Source organism: Halococcus qingdaonensis (assembly GCF_024508235.1).
GTDB classification, from domain to species: domain Archaea; phylum Halobacteriota; class Halobacteria; order Halobacteriales; family Halococcaceae; genus Halococcus; species Halococcus qingdaonensis.
On record NZ_CP101943.1, the window covers coordinates 772608 to 792838 of the forward strand.

General features: G+C 65.7%; 18 protein-coding genes. 16 read left to right on the forward strand and 2 right to left on the reverse strand.

Going from position 1 to position 20231, the window contains the following annotated elements; translation table 11 throughout:
- The first annotated feature begins 94 nt into the window (after positions 1–94).
- From NO363_RS04185 to NO363_RS04205, 5 genes are all read left to right on the forward strand, one after another.
- Entirely contained in the window at positions 95–283 is a 189-nt protein-coding gene (locus NO363_RS04185; protein WP_007742733.1) for a DUF7525 family protein, read from the forward strand.
- Between the two features lie 46 nt (positions 284–329).
- Positions 330–554 carry a DUF7123 family protein gene (locus tag NO363_RS04190; RefSeq protein WP_004054626.1) on the forward strand — a complete coding sequence of 75 codons (225 nt, stop codon included), beginning with the start codon at positions 330–332 and terminating at the stop codon, positions 552–554.
- Between the two features lie 62 nt (positions 555–616).
- On the forward strand, positions 617–1045 hold the full coding sequence (locus NO363_RS04195; protein WP_256687101.1) for an SRPBCC family protein: 429 nt from the start codon (positions 617–619) through the stop codon (positions 1043–1045).
- Positions 1046–1870: a carbon-nitrogen family hydrolase gene (locus NO363_RS04200; RefSeq protein ID WP_256687103.1), complete on the forward strand. Its 825-nt coding sequence runs from the start codon at positions 1046–1048 to the stop codon at positions 1868–1870.
- Positions 1871–2141: 271 nt separating this feature from the next.
- Positions 2142–3152 carry a lipid II:glycine glycyltransferase FemX gene (locus tag NO363_RS04205; RefSeq protein WP_256687105.1) on the forward strand — a complete coding sequence of 337 codons (1011 nt, stop codon included), beginning with the start codon at positions 2142–2144 and terminating at the stop codon, positions 3150–3152.
- Here NO363_RS04205 and NO363_RS04210 read toward each other — a convergent pair.
- Complete coding sequence (locus NO363_RS04210) at positions 3149–4255, reverse strand: DUF354 domain-containing protein (RefSeq protein WP_256687106.1); 1107 nt, start codon at positions 4253–4255, stop codon at positions 3149–3151. The genes NO363_RS04205 and NO363_RS04210 overlap by 4 nt on opposite strands.
- Before the next feature lie 167 nt (positions 4256–4422).
- On the opposite strand from NO363_RS04210, the gene NO363_RS04215 reads away from it, so the two are divergent.
- The 11 genes from NO363_RS04215 to NO363_RS04265 all read left to right on the forward strand — a co-directional run bounded on the left by NO363_RS04215 (position 4423) and on the right by NO363_RS04265 (position 18678).
- A complete protein-coding gene (locus tag NO363_RS04215) occupies positions 4423–5856 on the forward strand; it encodes a PGF-CTERM sorting domain-containing protein (RefSeq protein ID WP_256687927.1) in 1434 nt (477 codons plus the stop codon).
- 263 nt (positions 5857–6119) lie between these two features.
- Positions 6120–7511, forward strand: a complete 1392-nt coding sequence (locus NO363_RS04220) for a PGF-CTERM sorting domain-containing protein (RefSeq protein WP_256687107.1) — start codon at positions 6120–6122, stop codon at positions 7509–7511.
- A 63-nt stretch (positions 7512–7574) separates the two neighbouring features.
- Positions 7575–8777 (forward strand): prenyltransferase/squalene oxidase repeat-containing protein, encoded by a 1203-nt coding sequence (locus NO363_RS04225; RefSeq protein ID WP_256687108.1) that lies wholly within the window; start codon positions 7575–7577, stop codon positions 8775–8777.
- Between the two features lie 195 nt (positions 8778–8972).
- Complete coding sequence (wecB, locus tag NO363_RS04230) at positions 8973–10091, forward strand: non-hydrolyzing UDP-N-acetylglucosamine 2-epimerase (RefSeq protein ID WP_256687109.1); 1119 nt, start codon at positions 8973–8975, stop codon at positions 10089–10091.
- A complete protein-coding gene (locus tag NO363_RS04235; protein ID WP_256687111.1) occupies positions 10088–11359 on the forward strand; it encodes a nucleotide sugar dehydrogenase in 1272 nt (423 codons plus the stop codon). The genes wecB and NO363_RS04235 overlap by 4 nt, the downstream gene beginning before the upstream one ends.
- Entirely contained in the window at positions 11356–12456 is a 1101-nt protein-coding gene (locus tag NO363_RS04240; RefSeq protein ID WP_256687113.1) for a DUF354 domain-containing protein, read from the forward strand. The genes NO363_RS04235 and NO363_RS04240 overlap by 4 nt, the downstream gene beginning before the upstream one ends.
- Positions 12453–13631 (forward strand): hypothetical protein, encoded by a 1179-nt coding sequence (locus NO363_RS04245; RefSeq protein ID WP_256687115.1) that lies wholly within the window; start codon positions 12453–12455, stop codon positions 13629–13631. Before NO363_RS04240 ends, NO363_RS04245 begins: the two co-directional genes overlap by 4 nt.
- A gap of 189 nt (positions 13632–13820) precedes the next feature.
- Positions 13821–14879, forward strand: coding sequence for a glycosyltransferase family 4 protein (locus tag NO363_RS04250; protein WP_256687116.1), 1059 nt, complete (start codon positions 13821–13823; stop codon positions 14877–14879).
- Between the two features lie 49 nt (positions 14880–14928).
- Positions 14929–16134 (forward strand): WD40/YVTN/BNR-like repeat-containing protein, encoded by a 1206-nt coding sequence (locus tag NO363_RS04255; protein WP_256687117.1) that lies wholly within the window; start codon positions 14929–14931, stop codon positions 16132–16134.
- The gene (locus tag NO363_RS04260; RefSeq protein ID WP_256687118.1) at positions 16131–17009 is read left to right on the forward strand and encodes a methionyl-tRNA formyltransferase-like protein; all 879 of its coding nucleotides are present in this window, start codon (positions 16131–16133) and stop codon (positions 17007–17009) included. Before NO363_RS04255 ends, NO363_RS04260 begins: the two co-directional genes overlap by 4 nt.
- A 121-nt stretch (positions 17010–17130) precedes the next feature.
- Complete coding sequence (locus NO363_RS04265) at positions 17131–18678, forward strand: oligosaccharide flippase family protein (protein WP_256687119.1); 1548 nt, start codon at positions 17131–17133, stop codon at positions 18676–18678.
- A gap of 31 nt (positions 18679–18709) precedes the next feature.
- On the opposite strand, the gene NO363_RS04270 is transcribed toward NO363_RS04265, so the two are convergent.
- Positions 18710–20119 carry a sulfatase gene (locus NO363_RS04270; protein WP_256687120.1) on the reverse strand — a complete coding sequence of 470 codons (1410 nt, stop codon included), beginning with the start codon at positions 20117–20119 and terminating at the stop codon, positions 18710–18712.
- Positions 20120–20231: the final 112 nt, after the last annotated feature.

Genomic DNA, 20231 nt, shown 5'->3' on the forward strand with positions numbered 1-20231 from the left:
TAGGCTGTCGATCGGCCGCCACGATTCAGCTGTGAGCCGCCACAGCACCCGCCGTGATGGAACGAACTAAGTCCCCGCCGGTGATAGCGCCGGCATGGCCACATCCGTCGGGACCGACCGCGGCGTCGGCTTCGCCGTGTTGTTCGTCGTCCTCGCGCTCGTCGGCGCGCTCGCCGCGCTCGTCGGTGGACTGCTCGAAACCCAACTCACCGCCGCCTGGGGGTTCGCCGCGGCCTCGATCGCCGGCGCGATCGCGATCGTGGCGATACATCTGTCGGGGTGAGCGGCTGCCACAAAGCGTTAAGAGTCTCACGACCGTAGTGATCGTAATGACCGATTTTTCCGACGAGGATCGGCGGATCCTCGCGTATCTCCACGACAGCGTCGCGCGTGGCGAGCGCTACTTCCGCTCGAAGAACATCGCCGACCAGCTCGGGCTGAGCGCCAAACAGGTCGGCGTCCGGCTGCCGCGGCTCGACGAGGAATCCGAGGAGATCGACATCGAGAAATGGAGTCGTGCGAAATCGACCACGTGGCGCGTCACGCCCGGCTGAGTGATCGGGCGCTCTCACGTTCGGGTCGGCGGATTTTTACCGACTGAACGTCTACTGATGATATGACAGTCCGGATCGAACGCACGTTCGAGCTCGCCGTCCCGCCCGAACAGGTCTGGGCCTTCATCGCCGATCCGGGCAAGCGCGCCGAAGCGATCAGCGTCGTCGACTCGTTCGATATCCACGACGAGACCCACGCTACCTGGCATATCTCCCTGCCGATCCCGTTCGTCGATCGCACGATCGCCGTCGAGACCGAGGACACCGAACGTGACCCGCCAACCCACGTGGAGTTCGTCGGGCGCTCGCGCGTGCTCCGGGTCGTCGGCGAACACGATCTCGAAGCCGTCGACGACGGCACTCGCCTGCGAAATCGCTTCACCGTCGAGGGGAAGATGCCGGGCGTCGAGGGGTTTTTCAAACGCAACCTCGACGACGAGCTCGACAACCTCGAAGCCGCCATCCGCGCGGACACGGCGGCCGAGCCGTAGATGCGCCTCGCCTGCTGTCAACACGACATCGAACCCGGCGCGATCGAGGCGAACGTCGAACGCGCGCTCGCGGCCATCGCCACAGCTGCGGACGACGGCGCGGATCTCGTCTGTCTCCCCGAGATATTCTCCGTCGGCTACTTCGCGTTCGACGAGTACGAGCGGGCGGCCGAGTCGCTCACCGGACCGACGCTCGCGCGGGTCGCCGACACGGCGCGCGCCCACAACGTCGGCGTGCTCGCCGGCTCGATCGTCGAAGACCTCGCGGCGAGCACGCGTGACGGGTTCGAGACACCGAGCGAGAGCGGTCTGGCGAACACGTCGGTGTTCTTCGATCGCAGCGGCGAGCGGCGAGCGATCTACCGCAAACACCACCTCTTCGGCTACGAGTCGCGGGAGGCCGAACTGCTCGTTCCCGGCGACTCGCTCGGACTGACCGCATTCGACGGGTTCACGATCGGTACCACGACCTGCTACGATCTGCGCTTTCCCGAACTGTATCGCGAGTTCGTCGATGCAGGGGCGACCCTGATTCTCGTCCCGAGCGCGTGGCCGTATCCGCGCGTCGACCACTGGCGACTCCTTCCGCGGGCGCGGGCGATCGAGAATCAGCTGTTCGTGGCGGCCTGCAACGGCTCCGGCGTGTTCGGCGAGACTGCACTCTGTGGGCGATCGGCGATCTACGATCCCTGGGGAGAGATTTCGGCGCAAGCGGGTGCCGGCGAGCACGCCGCCGACGAACCGACGATCGTCACCGCCGACATCGATCCCGAACGCGTGACGAGCGTGCGCGAGGAGTTCCCGGCGCTCCGTGATCGGCGATAGAAGCGAGGGGCTTATCAGGCATCGACGCCTTCCTGTAACTGCCGGTACGTGACGCTTTTCTCGTCGCAGCCGGCACACAGCGCTCGTCCCGCCGCGCACCCCCACTCGGATCCGGACTCGACCCACCCCGTCCCGTCCGTTTCGTTCCACTCGGTAGCCGTTGCCATGACAAACAGAGTACGGCACGACGAGCAAAGGACAACCCCTTTATTCGGCTGCCGGGGCGTAATAGACACCGAATGATGAACGCCAGCGCACGCCCGTTCGATCAATGAGAATCGAGCGGCTCGATCGCGACACGTGGGCGGGGGCGCTTCCCGAGCGTGGCTTCGAGGTCTTCCACACTCCCGAGGCGCTGTCCGTCCTCGATCGCCACGCATCCGGCGACTGCCATCTCTTCGGCGGCTATCGCGGCGAGCAGCTGGTGGCGATGGTGCCGCTGTTCGTCCGCCACGTCGGCGGGCTGCGGATCGTCTCCTCGCCACCGCCGGGCATGGCCATCCCCAATCTGGGACCGCTCGTGATGCCGACCAGCCCGAAACAGCGAAAGCGCGAGAAGGTCAACCGCGAGTTCACCGCAGAACTCCTGGAGGCGCTCGATGCCGACTCGCCGCGAACGTTCGTCCGCATTCTCTGCCCGCCCGACTACACCGACCCGCGCCCGTACCGCTGGAACGGGCTGTCGGTCGAACCGGCCTTCACCTACCGCCTTACGGCCGACGATCCCGACGAACTCATCGACTCCTTTAGCCGGAGCCTCCGCCGGGAGATCCGCTCGGGCGCTGACCTCGATATCGATATCGAGACCGCTGGAATCAGGGGCGGCGAGCGCGTCTTCAGAGAGACCGCCGCCCGCTACGCCGAACAATCCGAATCGTTCGGCCCGACGTGGCCGTACGTGCGTGACGTCATCGAGGAGTTGGGCGAGCGCTGTCGCGTCTACGTCGCCCGTGCCGACGGCGATCATCTGGGCGGGGTCATCACGCTGTTCTCGAACGATGCGGCGTACTACTGGCTCGGCGGCACGCGCGCGACCCACGAGAACGTCAGCATCAACAGCCTGCTCCACTGGCGGATCATCAACGATATCGCCGACGATCCGCCGATCGACTCCGTGAACCAGTACGACCTCGTCGGCGCGAACACCGAACAGCTCTGCCGGTACAAATCGAAGTTCGGGGGTGAGCTGACGCCCTACTACGTCGCCGAATCCGGCGGAATGGCGATGGACGTCGCAAAAAGCGGCTATCAGCTGGTCAATCGGGCCATCGATCGGTTCTAACGCTCGGGCGTCGGCGGGTCGGTCCGTCGCGGCGGGCTACCGTGCGAGAGGCCGTCGACCCCGGCGGCCCCGTTCGGACTGGTGGCGAGTTCGACGATGACGTCGGTGAGGTTCACCTTGTCGGCCATGAACGCGTCGCGTTTGGCGGCCCAGGTCTCTGTGAGGCTATCGTCGTCGAGCAGCGACTCCGCGCGCTCGATCGCCTCGGTGAAGGAGGCGATGTTGAAGATCAGCCCTTGGCTTTCGAGCTCGATGAAGTTGCCCATGTCCTCCTCGCCGACGAAGGAGTTCGACCGGATGGCGGGCGTCCCGAGCAGCGCGGCCTCGGTGACCATCGTCTGCGTGTCGGCGACCAGGAGGTGGGCTTCGCTGAGTGCGTCGTGCAACAGCCCGGGATGGAGATCGTACGGCCGGGCGTCGATCCCGTCGAACTCCATCGTCCCGCTCTCGTCGGAGACGAAGACGGTCGCGTCGTCGCCGAGGCGTTCGATCAGCGTGCGTCGCTCGGCCGGGCCGATGCCCGACTGGCTGACGTCGTGATGTGAGCCGAAGGCGTTGAACCGGCAGATGACGTACTTCTCGTCGGGGCCGACGCCGAGCTGTTCGCGGATGTCGTCGCGAGGGGTGAACACGTCGGGGTGGAGGTAGGCACACTCCTTGAAGCCGCGAAAGCGATAGTGGTTCGCCCCGAGATCCTTGCCGAAGGCGTCGGGCGTGAGGATGGCGTCGGCGAACGGCCGCGAGACGGTGTGATCGATCGAGGTCGGCTCCGAGTCCAGGATCAGCGTCACCGGCGTCCGCGAGAGCGCGCCTGCGTGGGCGGCGTACGCACCCATGCCGAAGATACGGTCAGGAGAATACCGCCACGTCTGTCGGAGGATCGAGAGATAGTGACGCGGGAGCTGGTAGAACAGCGACCGCTTTTTCGTCGCCAGCCGTCCGTAGAGCCGGTAGGGGAGATCGTGATAGTCGAGGAGTTCCTTCGTACAGCCGTAGTCACGACCGAGAATCAACACGTCGTGACCGCGACGTTCGAGGGCCGCGACGGCGTGTTTGTAGAGATGGACGTGCGCAGGAGTGTTCGTGAAAAACAGATAGTTCATTCAGTCTTGCTTCCGGCGAGGAACTCGATGCTCCTAAACACGTCGGTCCGCCCGTCCCGACATCGGTCGGGCGAAGCCGTTACTCATATACGATCGGGCCGCGCCAGTTGAAGCGATACGCTCGACGCTGTTGGACGACAATCATGACACGGATACGAACTGCGGGAATGGTACTGGTGGTATTGCTCTCGGCGGCCGTCGGCGGCGTCGCCCTCGGTGGAACGGCGGCGGCGCTCGATCCCGGCGCGGGCGCGACCTATCCGCTGACGCCAAGCTCCGACACGCTCGGAACGTTCGTCTACGTCGTCAGACCGGGTGATTCGGTCGCCGAGAACGGCATCAAGGAGATCACGCTCGATGCAGGGCCGAATGCCGACGTCTCCAACGTGACCGACGACGACGTGTTCATCGCGGTGCGTGGCGGTCAGCGCATCGAGATCGCCGAGAACAACACCGACATCGTCGATGTCGCGAACATCAGTGTCTCCTCGAATCAGGCTGGCGACGAGGTCACCATCACGCTTCCGCGGCCGGTCCAGCCGCAGTTCGCCTCCGATAGCCCGAACACCGGGGCGGAAGTCGCGGTCAAGGTGGGGAACTTCACGACGCCGGACCGACCGGGCAGCCACTCGGTCAACGCGACGTTCGCCACCGCATCGGGGAGCACCGACGGACCGACGTCGGTCTCCTACTCGACGACTGCGCCGGAGCTGTCGATGGACAACCAGAACCTCTCGCAGTTCAGCGATCAGCAGTCGATCAACGTCTCGGCGTCGGTACCGGGCGGCGGGTACGTCGGGCTGTTTACCACGGCCCCGAACGGCTCGCCGGGTGAGCTCGTCGGTTCGACGGACGTCGCCACGGCCACGTCGAGCCAGCAGTACAGCATCGACGTGAGCGGCAACGTCACGGAGAGCCAACAGCTGATGGCCGTCGCGTACAGTGAGACGAACGGTCGCTCGGCGAGCCTCCGCGAGAACCAGACGTTCGATCCGAACGACGACGAACGGCTGCGGACCAACGGCACGCTCGTGAACGCGACCGCGAACGTCTCGACGCTCGACGTTGACGGGCAAGTCGAGGCCGGCGGCGAGTACGCACAGGGCGCACGGCTCTACTTCCCGCAGGGTGAACCGGAAACGAACTACCAGGTGCGGTCGGTCGAGGACGGCGAACTCGGCTCCGCCGCGACACAGTTCCAGACGGGCGCGAACGACACGACGATCCTCGACACGAGCGATCTCTCGGAGGGGCAGTACGCGATCACGCGGATCGCCGACGACTCGCTCGTGAGCCTCGACAACGACAGCACGACAAGCGCACAGGACGACAGTATCCTGATCACCGGCCAGCAGGCGACCACACAGGCAAACATGACGAACGCGAGTGGTGGTGCGACCGATACCGGTGCTACCGCGACCGCCAGCAGCGGCGAGGGTGACGCCGCAACCGGCGGCAACGCCAACGGAAACGGTTCGGGTACCGCCAGCGGGAACGGCTCGGGCACCGGCACCAGCTCGGGCGGTCCCGGCTTCGGCATCGCGGTGGCCGTCGTCGCGCTGCTCGGCGCGGCGCTGCTCGCGACGCGACGCAACCGCTGAATCGGACGCTGCGGCATCCGCATTTTCCGACTATTCTCTCGAATCGATAGTTGCAGCGTAGCATGTGGACGGATCTCGATCGGTCACGGTATGTGGATACGAACCGATAGAAATGAGTATGATGGGGCTGACAGTTACGCCAACGGAGAGCCGAACCGTGACCGAAACGGCTGCTATCGGCCGTTGCACCGGTCAGAGGCGGCTCTCGGAGACCAACCAATGAAGGACCTACAGCCATGACGACGGTACGACGCAGCGCATTCATGATCACCGTAGTGCTCGTTTCAGCACTCGTCGGCGGCATCGCCGTCAGCGGGTCGGCGGCGGCGCTCGATTCCGATACGGCGGCACCATACCCGCACTCGCCGGGGACGAGCGCGACCGATTTCCCCGTCTCGGTCGTCGCTCAGGGGAGCGATGCCATCACGCAGGACGGGATGAAATCGATGACGGTCGACTTCGGGGCGAGCGGCAGTTTCGACGGCAGTGTCGAGAACGTCAGCGTCGGGTCGGTCTCGGTCACCGTCGCCAGTTCGAACGGGCAGCAAACGATCGATCCGTCGAACGTCTCGACGACGTCGGACGGCCAGATCACGCTCACCTTCCAGCAGCCGGTGTCGGTGAGCGCCGACGACCGCATCATCGCCAACGTCGCGAACGTGACGACGCCGACGAGCGACGGTAGCTACTCGGTCGGCGTCTCGACGACGACGCCCTCGGGGACGACCGACGGCCCGGTGACCGACGATTATCGCATCGAGAGCGCCTCGCTGTCGTTCCCGAACCAGAGCGCCTCGCAGTTCAGCGCGAACCAGTCGGTGAACGTCTCCGGGGTCGTCCCGAACGCCGGCTACATCGGGATATTTACCGTGGCCGACAACGGCTCGCGCGGGCAGCCGGTCGGCAGTAGCCAGCCCATCGTCGCGCTGTACAACGAGCGCAACTACACCGTCAATCTCAACGGCAACGTCAACGAGAGTCAGCAGCTCATGGCGGTTGCCTACTACGAGACCAGCGGGAGCAGCCAGTCCGAACGGCTGAACGGTACGTTCGATCCGAACGAGGATGCGGTCGTGACGAACAACGGTCAGCCGGCGAACGCGACCGGCTACGTCACCACCGTCGACGCCGACGGCCGCGTCCAGTCGGGCAGCGAGTACGACCAGGGTGCGCGGCTCTACCTCGACCAGGGCGAAGCGAGCACTGGCTATCAGCTCCGTGCGGTCGAGAACGGCAGCCCCGGGCGAACGGTGAACCAGTTCGAGACTGCCGCGAACGGCTCGGCGACGATCGACACCACCGACCTCCAGCAGGGGCAGTACGTCATCACGCGGATCGACGACGGCTCGGTCGTCAGTCTCGACAACGACAGCACGACCAGTGCGCAGGACGACAGCATCACCATCACCGGTCAGCAGTTCACCGAATCGACCGCGGCCGGCGGTGGTGGGAACAACAGTAGTGCCAACGCGAGCGGCGGCGCGAGCACGGCTGCCGGTGGCAACGATGCCGGCGGCAACAGTTCGGGCAACGCCAGCGGGAACGGCTCGGGCAACGGTAGCGGCAGCAGTTCGAGCGGCCCCGGCTTCGGCATCGCGGTGGCCGTCGTCGCGCTGCTCGGCGCTGCGCTGCTCGCGACGCGACGCGGGCGCTAACCGACCCGCCGTTTCGATCGGCTTCCGACGAACGGATTTGTCTCGACCGATTGCGGTCGGGTGATGACAGCATCGCAACTCCGGCCGACCGGACTCACGGGCGAGCTGCTCGGAAAGACGCTGGGCTACGCCCGCGAGCGCGACTACACCGGCTGGGATTACGGTGACGGGATGAGCAGCCGGCTGTTGCAGGCGCTGCCCGTCGACAACAAGTGGGTGAACATCGCGGTTCAGGAGACGATCAAGCGCGCGCCGGTCAACGTTCGACCGCTCTTTCTCGTCGAACAGCGCCGCAACTACAAGGGGACGGCCATGTTCACGATGGCGAACCTCGCGGCCCACGAACTGGAGTTCGGCGAGGGCAGCGGCGTTGACTACGGGCGCGAGGCGCACGATCTCGCCGAGTGGCTCGTCGAAGAGCGGACGCCGGGCTATGCGGGTTTTTGTGGTGCACACCGCCACGAAATCCAGCATCTCGACATCAAGGGATTGCCCTCCTACCCCGACATGGTCTCGACGGCATACGCGGTGCGAGCGCTGCTCGCGGCCCACGACGCCGGGCTCGATACGGGCGGTATAGACTATGCCGAGACCGTGCGTTCGGTCGCCGACTTCATCGACGAGGATCTCGAATACGAGGAGATCGACGATGGTGCGCGGATGAAGTACGTTCCGACGTGGTCGTCCGACCACTACACGCTCAACGCGGTCGCACTCGGCGGCGTGACGCTGCTCGAACTCGGCGCGCGCTTCGGCGGCGAGCATCGCGAGCGCGGCGAGAAACTGCTCGATTACGTCGTCTCGTGCCAGCGGCCCGAAGGCGGCTGGATGTATCGCGATCCGCCGTCGGCGTCGCATCTATCGATGGACAACCATCACAACGGGTTCATCATCGAGTCGCTGCTGCGCCACCGCGAGCTCACCGGTGCCGACAGGTACGAGGGGGTGCTCGACGACGCGCTCGCGTTCTATCGCGAGGAGCTGTTCGCGGACGACGGTGCGCCAAACTGGGACGAATCGAACAGCTATCCGCGGGACATCAACGCCGCCGCCCAGGGGATCATCGTCTTCAGTCGTGCCGGTGAGTTCGCGGCTGCCGAGCGGATCATCGACTGGGTGCTCGGCACGCTGTACGCCGGCGACGGGAAGTTCCGCTTCCGGCGCGAGCGCTTTTTCACCAGGCGCGTCACGCTGATGCGGTGGTGTGAGGCGTCGATGGCGTACGCGCTGGCGACCTATCTCGAGCAGCGCGCGTCGTCGGCCTGAGCCGAACGTGCGTCCAAGCCGGAACGACGCCGGTCGGTTTCGACAGGTTTGATAAGCTTGCTGGAGAAGGAGGGGTAATGATGCCGCCGCTTTGTGTATGGCCACCGTCAGAGAGAGGGGCGGTGCTGTGAGCGACGAACCCACGATCGGTGGGTCGCCCTGCGGTTTGGGTGCACCGAACGGGGAGGGATGTCGATGACCGACGGGACGACCGTGACGATCGTGCTCGGCACGCGCCCGGAGATCATCAAGCTCGCGCCCGTCATCGACGCCTGCGAAGAACGGGAGATCGCCTACAGCGTCGTCCACACCGGCCAGCACTACTCCGAGGAGCTGGACACCGTCTTCTTCGACCAGCTCGAACTGCCAGCGCCCGACCACAACCTCGGCGTCGGTTCCGGCTCCCAGAGCGAACAGACCGGCGCGATGATCCGCGAGATCGAGACGGTGTTGCTCGACGAGCAGCCCGAACTGGTGCTCGTTCAGGGCGATACGAACTCCGTTCTCGCGGGGGCGATCGCGGCGGGCAAGCTCGACTGCGAGGTCGGCCACGTCGAGGCCGGCCTGCGGAGTTTCGACCGGACGATGCCCGAGGAGGTGAATCGCGTGCTCGCCGACCACGCCGCCGACTACCGCTTCGCGCCGACCGAACAGGCTGCCGGCTATCTCCGCGAGGAGGGGATCGCCGACGACGCGATCCACGTGACCGGCAACACGATCGTCGATGCGGTGATGGGCTATCGCGATCTCGCGGCCGCAAAGAGCGACGTTCTCGACGAGCTCGATCTCGATGCCGGCGATTTCTGTCTTCTGACTGCCCATCGCGCCGAGAACGTCGACGATCGCGAGCGCTTTTCGAGCCTGCTCGACGGCGTCGCCCGATTCGCCAGCGAATCCGATCTCGACGTCGTCTATCCGGTCCATCCGCGAGCAAACGAACGCCTCGCGGCGTTCGATCTCGCGATGCCCGACGAGATCACGCCGATCGACTCACAGGATTTCCTGGATTTCCTCCGGCTCGAAAGCACGGCGACGCTCGTGCTCACCGATTCCGGCGGCGTTCAGGAGGAAACCTGTATTCTCGGCACGCCCTGCGTCACCCTCCGTGACAACACCGAACGGCCGGAGACGGTCGACGTGGGGGCGAACCGTGTCGTCGGCGTCACCGCCGACGGGATCGTCACCGGCGCGCGCGAGGCGCTCGCCGAGCAGAACGGCTGGGAGAATCCCTTCGGCGACGGCCACAGCGCCGAGCGCATTCTTGATATCGCGGGGATCGGCTCCGCCACCTCGGTCGGGGAGGTGCACGGATGAGCTCGGTCTGCGTGCACGGACTCGGCTATATTGGTCTGCCGACGGCGGCGATGCTCGCCGACAGCGGCCACGACGTCACGGGTTACGACGTCGATACGGACCTGATCGACCGACTCGATCGCGGCGAGGTGCCCGTCGACGAACCGGGGCTCGACGAGTTCGTCACGGACGCGCTCGCGGACGGGCTGTCGGTCTCCCACGACGTGCCGGCGGCCGACTACCACCTCGTCTGCGTGCCGACGCCGCTCGACGGCGATCGGGCCGACCTCGCGTACGTCGAGAGCGCCGCCGGGACGGTCGCCGAAGTGCTCCGGGCGGGCGACACGGTGATCCTCGAATCCACCGTCCCGCCGGGGACGACGGTCGAGACGGTCGCGCCGATCCTCGAACGATCCAGCCACTCCGTCGGCGAGTTCTCGCTCGCGTACTCGCCCGAGACCGTGCTGCCGGGCAACGTCATCGCGGAGCTACGCGCGAACGACCGCGCGGTCGGCGGCATCGACGAGCGGTCGGTCGAGCGCGCGGCCGCGCTGTACGGCTCGTTCGTCGAGGGCGACCTCCGAACGACGGCGAACCCGACGCTTGCAGAGTTCGTCAAACTCATACAGAACACGTATCGCGACGTGAACATCGCGCTGGCGAACGAGCTGGCGATGATCGCGGCCGACTACGAACTCGACGCGCGCGAGGCGATCTCGCTCGCGAACCATCACCCACGGGTCGAGCTCCACCAGCCTGGTCCCGGCGTGGGCGGTCACTGCATCCCCATCGATCCGCTCTTTTTGGGCCAGAGCTCGGAGAACCTCGACCTCATCGAGCGGGCCCGTGAGATCAACGACGGGATGGCCGAGTACGTCACCGATCTGCTCGACGACGAACTGGATTCGCTGGCGGAGTCGTCGGTGGCGATCCTCGGCGTCGCCTACAAGGGCAACGTCGCCGACGCACGCGAGAGCCCCGGGCTGCGCCTCGCCGAGGTGCTCCAGGCCCGGACGCAGGTGGCGGGAGCCGCCGGAGCGGGCACGGCGGGCGTCGACGTTCGCCTGCACGATCCGTACGTCACCGATCAGCGGTTCGCGCTCGCCCCCTTCGACGAGGCGTTCGCAGGGGCCGACGCGATCGTCGTCGCCACCAACCACGACGAGTACGCCGCGCTCGATCCGGAGGACGTCGCGGCGCGGCTCGCGGGGAACGTCGTCGTGGACGCGAAGGGACTGCTCGACAGGGATCGATGGGAAGCGGCCGGACTGCGGGTTGTCCGGCTATGAGCGGTCACGGGGCGCGCGCCGACCAGACAGCAGCCACGCGAACGCGGCCGATTCGGGCGTGGATCGATCTCGTGAGCCCCTCACATCCGTTCTTCTTCGCGGCGCTCGCGGAGGGACTCGACGACGTAGCGGTGGCGACGACGGTGCGCGAGAAGACCGAGACCGTCTCGCTCGCCCGCGAGGTCGGCTTCACCCATCGCGTCGTGGGTCGCGATTTCGACAACGCGCTGGTGCGGAAGGTCGGCATCCCGCTGCGGACGGCCCAGCTGGCCCTCGAAGCACCCGATGGCGACGTCTCGCTCTCCTCGCGCAACGCGATGTGCGTGCTCGCTTCGAAGCTCCGGGGCATCCCTTCGATCCATTTCACCGACAACGACATCACCGCCCACATCGACGGACTCTGGGTCGAGGAGCTCTACAACCGCTTCGAGGCCGCCGCGACGCACAATGTCGTTCCGTCGGCGTTCGCGACCCACGAGCTGACGCGCTGGGGGGCCGACGAGAGCGCGATCCACACCTACGACGGCTACAAGGAGGACGTCTATGTCGCGAACTTCGATCCGGACCCGGAGTTCCCGGAGCGGCTGCCGTTCGCGAGCGGCGAGTATATCGTCGTCCGCCCGGAGGCGCTGACGGCGGCGTACGTCGATGCCGATTCGATCGTCCCTGAACTGCTCGCGGCAGCCGACGAGCGCGACATCGGTGTCGTCTACCTCCCGCGCGGGCGTGGCGACGAGGTTCACGCACACGACTACGCCGACGACGACGTGTTCGTCCCCGACGGAGCGGTCAACGGACTCCAGCTGGCGTGGCACGCCCGCTGTGTGCTCACGGGCTCGGGCACGATGTCGCGCGAGGCCGCCTGTATGGAGAAACCCGCCGTCTCCTTCTTCCCGAACACGCTGCTGTCGGTCGATCAGGAGCTCGTCGCCGACGGGCGCATCTTCCACTCGCGGGATGCGGACGCGATCATCGACCACATCACCGGGCTCGACGAGAGCGACGTCGCCCCCGATCGCGACCGGGCGCGTGCGGTGCGCGACGAGCTCGTCGCACTGACGAACGAACTGCTGCGGTCGTGCTGTGGGGAACGATGAACGACGATCCCTTCGTGCCGGCGAACGCGCTGACGCGTGCGCTGGAATGGGCGCGCGAGCGCGACTATGCCGGCTGGGACCCATACGACGGGCTGAACAGCCCATACGCGGAGCCGTTCAAACGGAACTGGTTCACCCGTCTCGCCTGGACGCACGCGGTGAGTCGGTTCCCGATCAATCTCCGGCCGGCGCTGTCGATCCCCGAGGAGCGCAACCCGAAGGGGGTCGCGCTGTTCGTCCTTTCCTATCTCCACCGCTACGAGGCGACGGGCGAGGAAGCGGATCTAGAGGAGGCCGAGCGGCTGCTCGACTGGTTGCGCGAGTATCAGTCACGCGCGTTCGACGAGCCCTGCTGGGGCTACAACTTCGACTGGCAGAACGCGCGGAAGTTCTACCTGCCGGCCTACCGGCCGTCGGTCGTCGTGACGGTCTTCTGTGCCCAGGCGTTCGTCCAGCACCATCGCCTCACGGGCAACGACGAATCGCTGGCGATCGCCGAAGGGGCCTGCGAGTTCATCCGAAACGAGATCAACACCCGCGAGGTCGCCGGCCACGAGGCCTACACCTATACCACCGACGATTCGTTCGTCGTCATCAACGTCAACGCCCTCGCCGCCCGGCTGTTCGCCCTAGTCGCGGCCGAAAACGACGACAACGCGCTCATGGAGCGCGCGGACGAGCTCGTCCGTTTCGTGCTCACGGCCCAGGAGGAAAGCGGTGCGTGGCACTACTCGATGCCGGCCGACCGTTCGCATATCAGCCACGACAACTTCCACACAGGGTTCGTGCTCGAATCGATCCGGGAGTATCTCGACGCCGGCGGCGACGTCGCCGGGGCGGCGGCGAGCTACGAGCGCGGGCTCACGTTCTATCGGGAGCACCTCTTCGAGGCCGACGGCGCACCGAAGTTCGAACACGATCAGAGCTACCCTCACGACGCTCACGCAGCTGCCCAGTCGATCCGGACGTTCGTTCGCGACGGCCGACCGGAGAGCGTCGAACTCGCCGAGCAGGTGCTCGACTGGAGTCTCGACGAACTGTTCGACGAGACGGGCTACTTCTACCGCCAGCGCGGACGGTTCATCGACGACGAAACGCCGTACATCCGCTGGAGTCAGGCCTGGATGTGCTTCGCGCTCGCGTCGGCGGTGCGCCAGCGTGCCGACCGCTCTTGACGACGGTTTGCGGTGGGCGATCCGCCGGTCCGCGAACAGATATTTCTAGATAGCGACGAGAGATACACCCTCGATCGAGCAGCTTGCGGGTGAGGATAGCTGTCCCCGGGTGTCGCGAACCGGCTGTGGATTGGATTATCAGATATCCTCCACAAAATATTTGTCATCGCCACGACCATCGATCGGGTAGTGTCCGAGTCGTATCTCGCCATCAGCGACTTTTCGGGTGGCGTCAGCGAGACCGGGCGGATGGCCGAACATCTCGGACCGCTCGGCGAGCATGCCGAGACGACCGTCGTCTGCCTGGCTCCCGACGAGAGCGTCGAACAGCTCGCCTACCGACAGGCACCGACGACGGGTGTGCGCGCGCTCGATCTGCTCTCGCTGTTCGCCGTTGCGCTGCTCGAAGGGCTGCGCAACGAGTACGACGGCGTCGTCTCGATCTCGCTCGTCCCCTACGGCTGCTTCGCGCTGGCGGTGGGCCGGGTCTGTGGACTGCCGACGCATCTCGCCATCATCGGCGTCGATCTCGACGTCCACGCCCGCGCCGGCTACGGTGCGCTCGCCGCGGCGCTCTTTCGCCGGTTCGATGCGATCACGGTGCCGGGCACCACGCATCGCGACCAGCTCGAACGGCTCGGCGTTCCCGGCGAGCGCATCGAGATCCTGGCCAACGGCGTCGATCGCGCGATCTACAGCCCGGCCGACGCTCCCGCCGAGTACGACTACATCTGGGTGGGACGGTTTTCGGCCGAAAAGGATCCGCTGCTGTTCGTGCACATGATGTCCGAACTCGTCGAGCGCGGCAAATCACCGCGAGCAGTGATGCTCGGACGCGGCCCGCTCGTCGAGGACGTCCGCGCGGCGATCGACGACCATGATCTCGGCGACCGGATCGAGCTTCCCGGATGGGTCGACGAGCCGGCTGACTACTACCACCGTTCGCGGACGTTCGTGTTGACCTCGAAACGGGATGCACTGCCGCTGACGTTGCTCGAAGCGATGGCGTGCGGACTTGTCCCTGTCGTTCCCGCGGTCGGCAACGTTCGCGACGCCGTGACCGACGGCGAGAGTGGGATCGTCCTCGACGACCGGACGGCCGACGCGTTCGCGACCGCGCTCGAACGGCTCGACGACGACATCTCCGAACGGCTGTCGGCGGCCGCGCCGGCCGTCAGTGATCGGTTTTCGGCCGAACGCGCCGCCGAGGACTGGGCGGCAGTGTTGCGAACGCTGCGGGCGTCGTGATCAGCTGGGTCGCAAATCATATACCTCGATATCTTGTCTTGAGGCATACATGAAACTCGGCGGGGTCCGCGACGGAACGGTGTACGGCACGCACGGACTCGACGTTGGAACGTGGAGCGCCGACGACGGATTTCTGACGCTCGGCTCGCTACCGAACCCCGAGTCGGGTGGCGAGAAACTCCGCTTCGACGCGATGAACCGGCGCGCTCCAAAACGCCTGCTCCGGCCGCTGACGGGGCTGTACACGACGGCGAACGTCTGGCCGCTCGGCGATGGCCAGCTGCTCGCGACGGTCTCGCGGTGGCTGTTTCGTTCCGCCGACGGCGGGCGGTCATGGACGGTCGTGCACGAACTCCCGGACTCCTCGGGGCCGATGGGCGTTCTCCCGACGGCGCTCTGCGAGCACCATGGACGGGTGTATCTCGCCGAGTACCCGCTCGGCGGCGAGCCGGCGCGCGTGCTCGTGAGCGACGACGGCGGGCGAATGTGGGAACCGCTCGTCGAGCAAACGGACGTCCGGCATTTCCACGGGCTGTTCGCCGATCCCTATGGCGACCGGCTCTGGGCGACGACCGGCGACACCGATACCGAGAGCGCGATCGGCGTGCTCTCGGAAGAGGGGTTCGAGCCGGTCGGCAGCGGCAGCCAGCGTTGGCGTGCCGTCAGTCTCGCCTTCACGCCGGCGGCGATCCTCTGGGGCGTGGATAGTTCGTACACCGATCGGTCGGCGATCCTCCGCCTGCCGCGCGAGCGCATCGACGATTCCGATCCCGAACTGGAGACGCTCGCGACGACCGCCTGCCCGGTGTACTACGCCGAGACGGTCGATCGGCCGGACGAACACTGGCTCGTGGTCTCGACGACATCGACGGGTCGGATCGACAGCACCGCCCCCGCGGGAGTCGAACGGAACACCTGTGACGGCGTCGCCAGGGTGCTCACAGCCTCCTCGGCGTCGGAGTACGAGGACTGGTACGAACTCTACGCGACCGAGCGCCGCGACGCGGTCGGCGAACACGTCGATGCGGTCCCGTCGTCGAACGGCTATCTGTTTCTGGCGACCGACCCCGAGCGCGGCTTGCTGATCAACCCCTACAACACGACCGACGACAACGGCGATATCGTCACCATCCCGCCCGCCGCGTTCGACGAGCGGGCGTTCCGGCGGTACACCGACACGTGCGCGGACGGTGACGGGAACGACGGTATCGACCGGGCAGCCGATACCGATGGAACTGCGAGGACACGCCGATGAGCGAACGACTGCGCGTCGGCGTGCTGGCGAACCCGATGCTCACCCGGTTCGAAGAGGAAGCGCTCGAAAACGTCGCCGCGCTCGACGGGGTGACGATCGACGAGGTGGTCGTCGATGGATCGGTGACGGAGGGATCGGCGCTCGCGGCGGGGGCCGATGCGGTCAATCAGGGCACCAGCATCTCGCTCTCGGATCTCAAACTGTTCGTCGACGTGGTCCACGAGAGCGGGCTGAAGGCGTTCATCCACGGCGACGAGAAGCTCGGCTGGCTGCTTGGCGAGACCGAGCAGATGGACTGGCTTCAGTCCCGACCCGTCACCGAAGTCGACTGCCTGCGAGAGGCATCGATTCGCGAGTGTGAGCCGGTGTCGGCCGGCGGAGCCTGGAACACGCTGCCCGACGACGTGACTTCGGATCTCGGTGACTCCTGCGACGTGGTGATTCGCTTCGGCTTCGGCCTGCTCAAGGGGCCGATCCTAGATGCTCCAGAACATGGCGTTCTCAGCGTTCACACGAGCGATATCCGGGAGTATCGCGGTATGGGCCATAAGATCTCGTTCGTGAACGACGATCCGAGCGCCGCGATCACGCTCCAGCAACTCTCGGAGGAAATCGACGGCGGGCGCATCGTCACGGTCATGTCACGCGAACTGCCTCCCACACCCACGCTCGACGACGTGTGGGACACGGTCTACACGCTCCAGACAGAGGTCTTCGCCGCCGGCATCGAACAACTCCAGGCGGGAGACAGTCCGTCACAGCCGGACGAACTGGGACCGTACTACCCACACAGTCTCCAGCAGCGCAACCCGCGGTTCGTCGCGCGACTGCTCGTGAAGAACAACTGGCGGCGGCTGCAAAAGCGTCTGTCGTGAGGTTGCAACCGGTGCGTTAATCCCCCGACCGTTTTTCAGGGTGTAGTATCGACGGCCCATCGACTGTTCGACCCCGCGGTCGAGAGCCTGGATGGTATGCAGAGACGGTAATTACTGACAGATGACGAGCAACGAGGACATGGCCGACGACCGGACCGGTCTCACGGGAGTGGTATCGAGCGCCAGCCTCGTACTCGTCGGAAGTCTGCTCGGCTCCTCCTCGAAACTCGTCGAGCGTGTCATCATCGCACGATTGCTCCCACCCGGTGCCTACGGCCAGGTCAGCCTCGGCATCGCCGTGATGAGTCTCGGGCTCACTCTCGGCATCGCCGGTTTCGATCAGGGGGTCCCGCGATTCATGTCGCGCTTCGATGACGAGCGCGACAGACGCGGCACGTGGCTCACCGGATTGGCCCTCTCGGCGGTCGTCACGCTGATCGTTACGGCTGTGCTCCTCTTTCGCCTCGAATGGATCATCGACACGATCTTCGACGGCACGGCCCCGCTGGAGCTGGTCGCGCTGTTCGTCCTCGCCATCCCGGTGCTGGTCGGCCAGAAGATCGGCGTCGGCGGGGTTCGTGGCTTCGAGAACACCATCTATCGGACGTACGCGCGGGACCTGCTCTACAACGGGCTGCGCCTCGGCCTGCTCGTGGCCCTCCTCTTCGCGGGCTTTGGCGTATTTGCCGCGGGCTATGCCTACGTCATCGCCGGCGCGGCAGGGTTCATCGCCATCCATTACTTCCTGAATCGGCTACTGTCGCTGCGCGGCCCGGTACGGATGCATGGCCGGCAGCTGCTCTGGTTCTCGCTCCCGCTGCTGTTCTCGGCGGCGGTGACGAAACTGCTCTCGCAGATCGATACGATCATGCTCGGTGCCTACCTCTCCAACGCGAGCGTCGGCATCTACGACGTCGCCTACCCGCTCGCGCTCGGTCTCGGCGTGATCTTCTCCTCGTTCGGCTTCATCTATCTCCCGCTGACCTCGCGGTTCGACGCGAGCGGACGCCGCGGCGAGCTCGATCGCGTCCACAAACTCACCGCCAAATGGACCGTGCTCGTCGGCTTCCCGGTCTTTCTGACGTTCGCCACGTTTCCGACGGATATTGTTGATGTGGTCTTCGGCGACGAATACATCGGTCAGGGCGTCGGTGCCACGCTCGCCATCCTGTCGAGCGGCTTCTTCGTCAGCGGGATGGCCGGCTACTGTCAGAACGCGCTCTCGGGACTGGGCTACACACGCTCGATCCTCGCGGTGAACGTCATCTCGGCGATCGCCAACATCGTTCTCAACGTGCTTCTGATCCCGCGCTACGGCATCGTCGGCGCGGCGGCGGCCTCGGCGCTCTCGTTCGCGACGCTCAACTGGGTCGCGTTCGCCTTCCTCTATCGCGTCGCCGGGATCTCGCCGTTCTCGCGCTACACCGTCAAGATGTACGTGTTCCTTCCCCTGCTCCTGTTCCCGCCGTCGTTCGCGCTCTCGTCGGCCGTCTCGCTAAATCTGCTGACGATCCCGGTCTTTGGCGTCGCCGCAGGGATTGCTACACTCGTGGTCTGTGCGATGACGGGCTGTTTCCAGCCTGAGGACGAAATTCCACTCGAACTCGTCGAGGATCGCCTCGGGGTTCGGATCCCGTATATTCGGCGGTACATCCCTGACGAGAACTGAATGTCACAACCGCAGTCTTTTGATAGACCCCTCAGTCGACCAGATAGCCGAGATCGGAGAGCTGTTGCTTCATCGCGTCCGTGAACTCTCCGTCGCGATCCTCCGTCGAGATCGGTTGGCCATCCGTTTCGAGGATCGTTTCGAGTTCGTCGTCCAGATTCTCGACGACCGCGGACTCACCGTCGGAGACGTCGCTGGTCTCGTCGGGGAGAGCGAACAGTTCGGCGCGCTCCTCGCTTTTCAGATATTTGAACTCGTCAGTGCGAAGCGCGTGCAGCGTCGCTTCGTGGTAGCGCTCCCGATCGAATTCGGGGTTCAGTTCTTCGAACCGATCCAGGTTTTTCAGCGTGCGCTTCGCGCCGCGCTGGGTGAGGGTGTGCTCGCGCGTTTCCTCGCGCAGATCGACACCCTGCATCCCCGTCGTGTTCGCGTCGGCGGATTCGAGCAGCGTCGTCATCAGATCTGCGTGCTGGACGGTCTCGCCGTCGTGATCGACGAGCGCGTCGGCACCGTGGACGATGCAGGGGATGTGAGTCACGGCGTCGTCGGCGACGACGAGGTGGGCGAGCATCCCCTGTTCGCCGAACAGCTCGCCGTGATCGGCGGTGACGACGAAGACGGTGTTATCGAGATCGAGCCCCCTGATGTGGGCGAAGAGATCGCCGACCAGCTCGTCCGTGTGGGCGATCTCGGCGTCGTAGAGAGCGTGGAGGACGTTCCACTCGTCGTCGCCGAGCTCGCAGCCGTCGGCGATGAGCTGGTGGAAGTTGTCGTGGTGGTACTGGCCGAACGCGAGCGCCTCGTCGATGCTCATCTCGAAATCGTCGGCGTAGGGTTCCAAGAAGCGCCGTGGCGGGTGGTAGGGATGGTGGGGGTCGCCGTAGTGGGCGTAGAGGAAGAACGGCTCGTCGCTTCCGGCGTACGAGCCGATGCGGCGCTTCGCGATCTCGTTCATCACGAACCCGGTCCCGTGTTTCCTGGTGTCAGTCGTCAGCCCGGGGCCGTGGCGACGGCAGTTGCGCAAGTATTTGAGCAGGATGCGCGGGCCGGCTTCCTGGACCAGCGTGTCGGCGCTCAGCCACGTGAACTCGTCGAAGCCGCGATCGAGATCGGTGCCACCGCTCAGATGAGAGTTCGGCGAGAGACAGGTCGTTCGGTAGCCGGCGCGTTGAAGCCGTTCGGGCACCGTGTCGAGCTCATCGGGGATGGCGTCGTTCTGCATGCCTGCCCCGTGGTGGGTGGGTGTCGTGCCGGTGAGGATCGACGCGCTCGACGCGAGCGTCCAGATGCCGTGCGTGTGGCAGTTGTCGAACGAGCGTCCGCGCGTGGCCCCGGCGATGCGGTCGAGGTTGGGCGTCGTATCGCGTGCGTAGCCACCCATCGTGGTGTGATCGGCACGGGTGCTTTCGAGGGTTATCCAGACGACGTTTGGCTGTCGCATTCTTCCGGAAGGGTTTCACGCTCGGTGGCTTATGCACCTCGGTATGGCGCGTCGTTCGCCGGCACCGATCGCGTGTGGACACACCACGCGGCGGTCGAGAGCGGTAAACGTT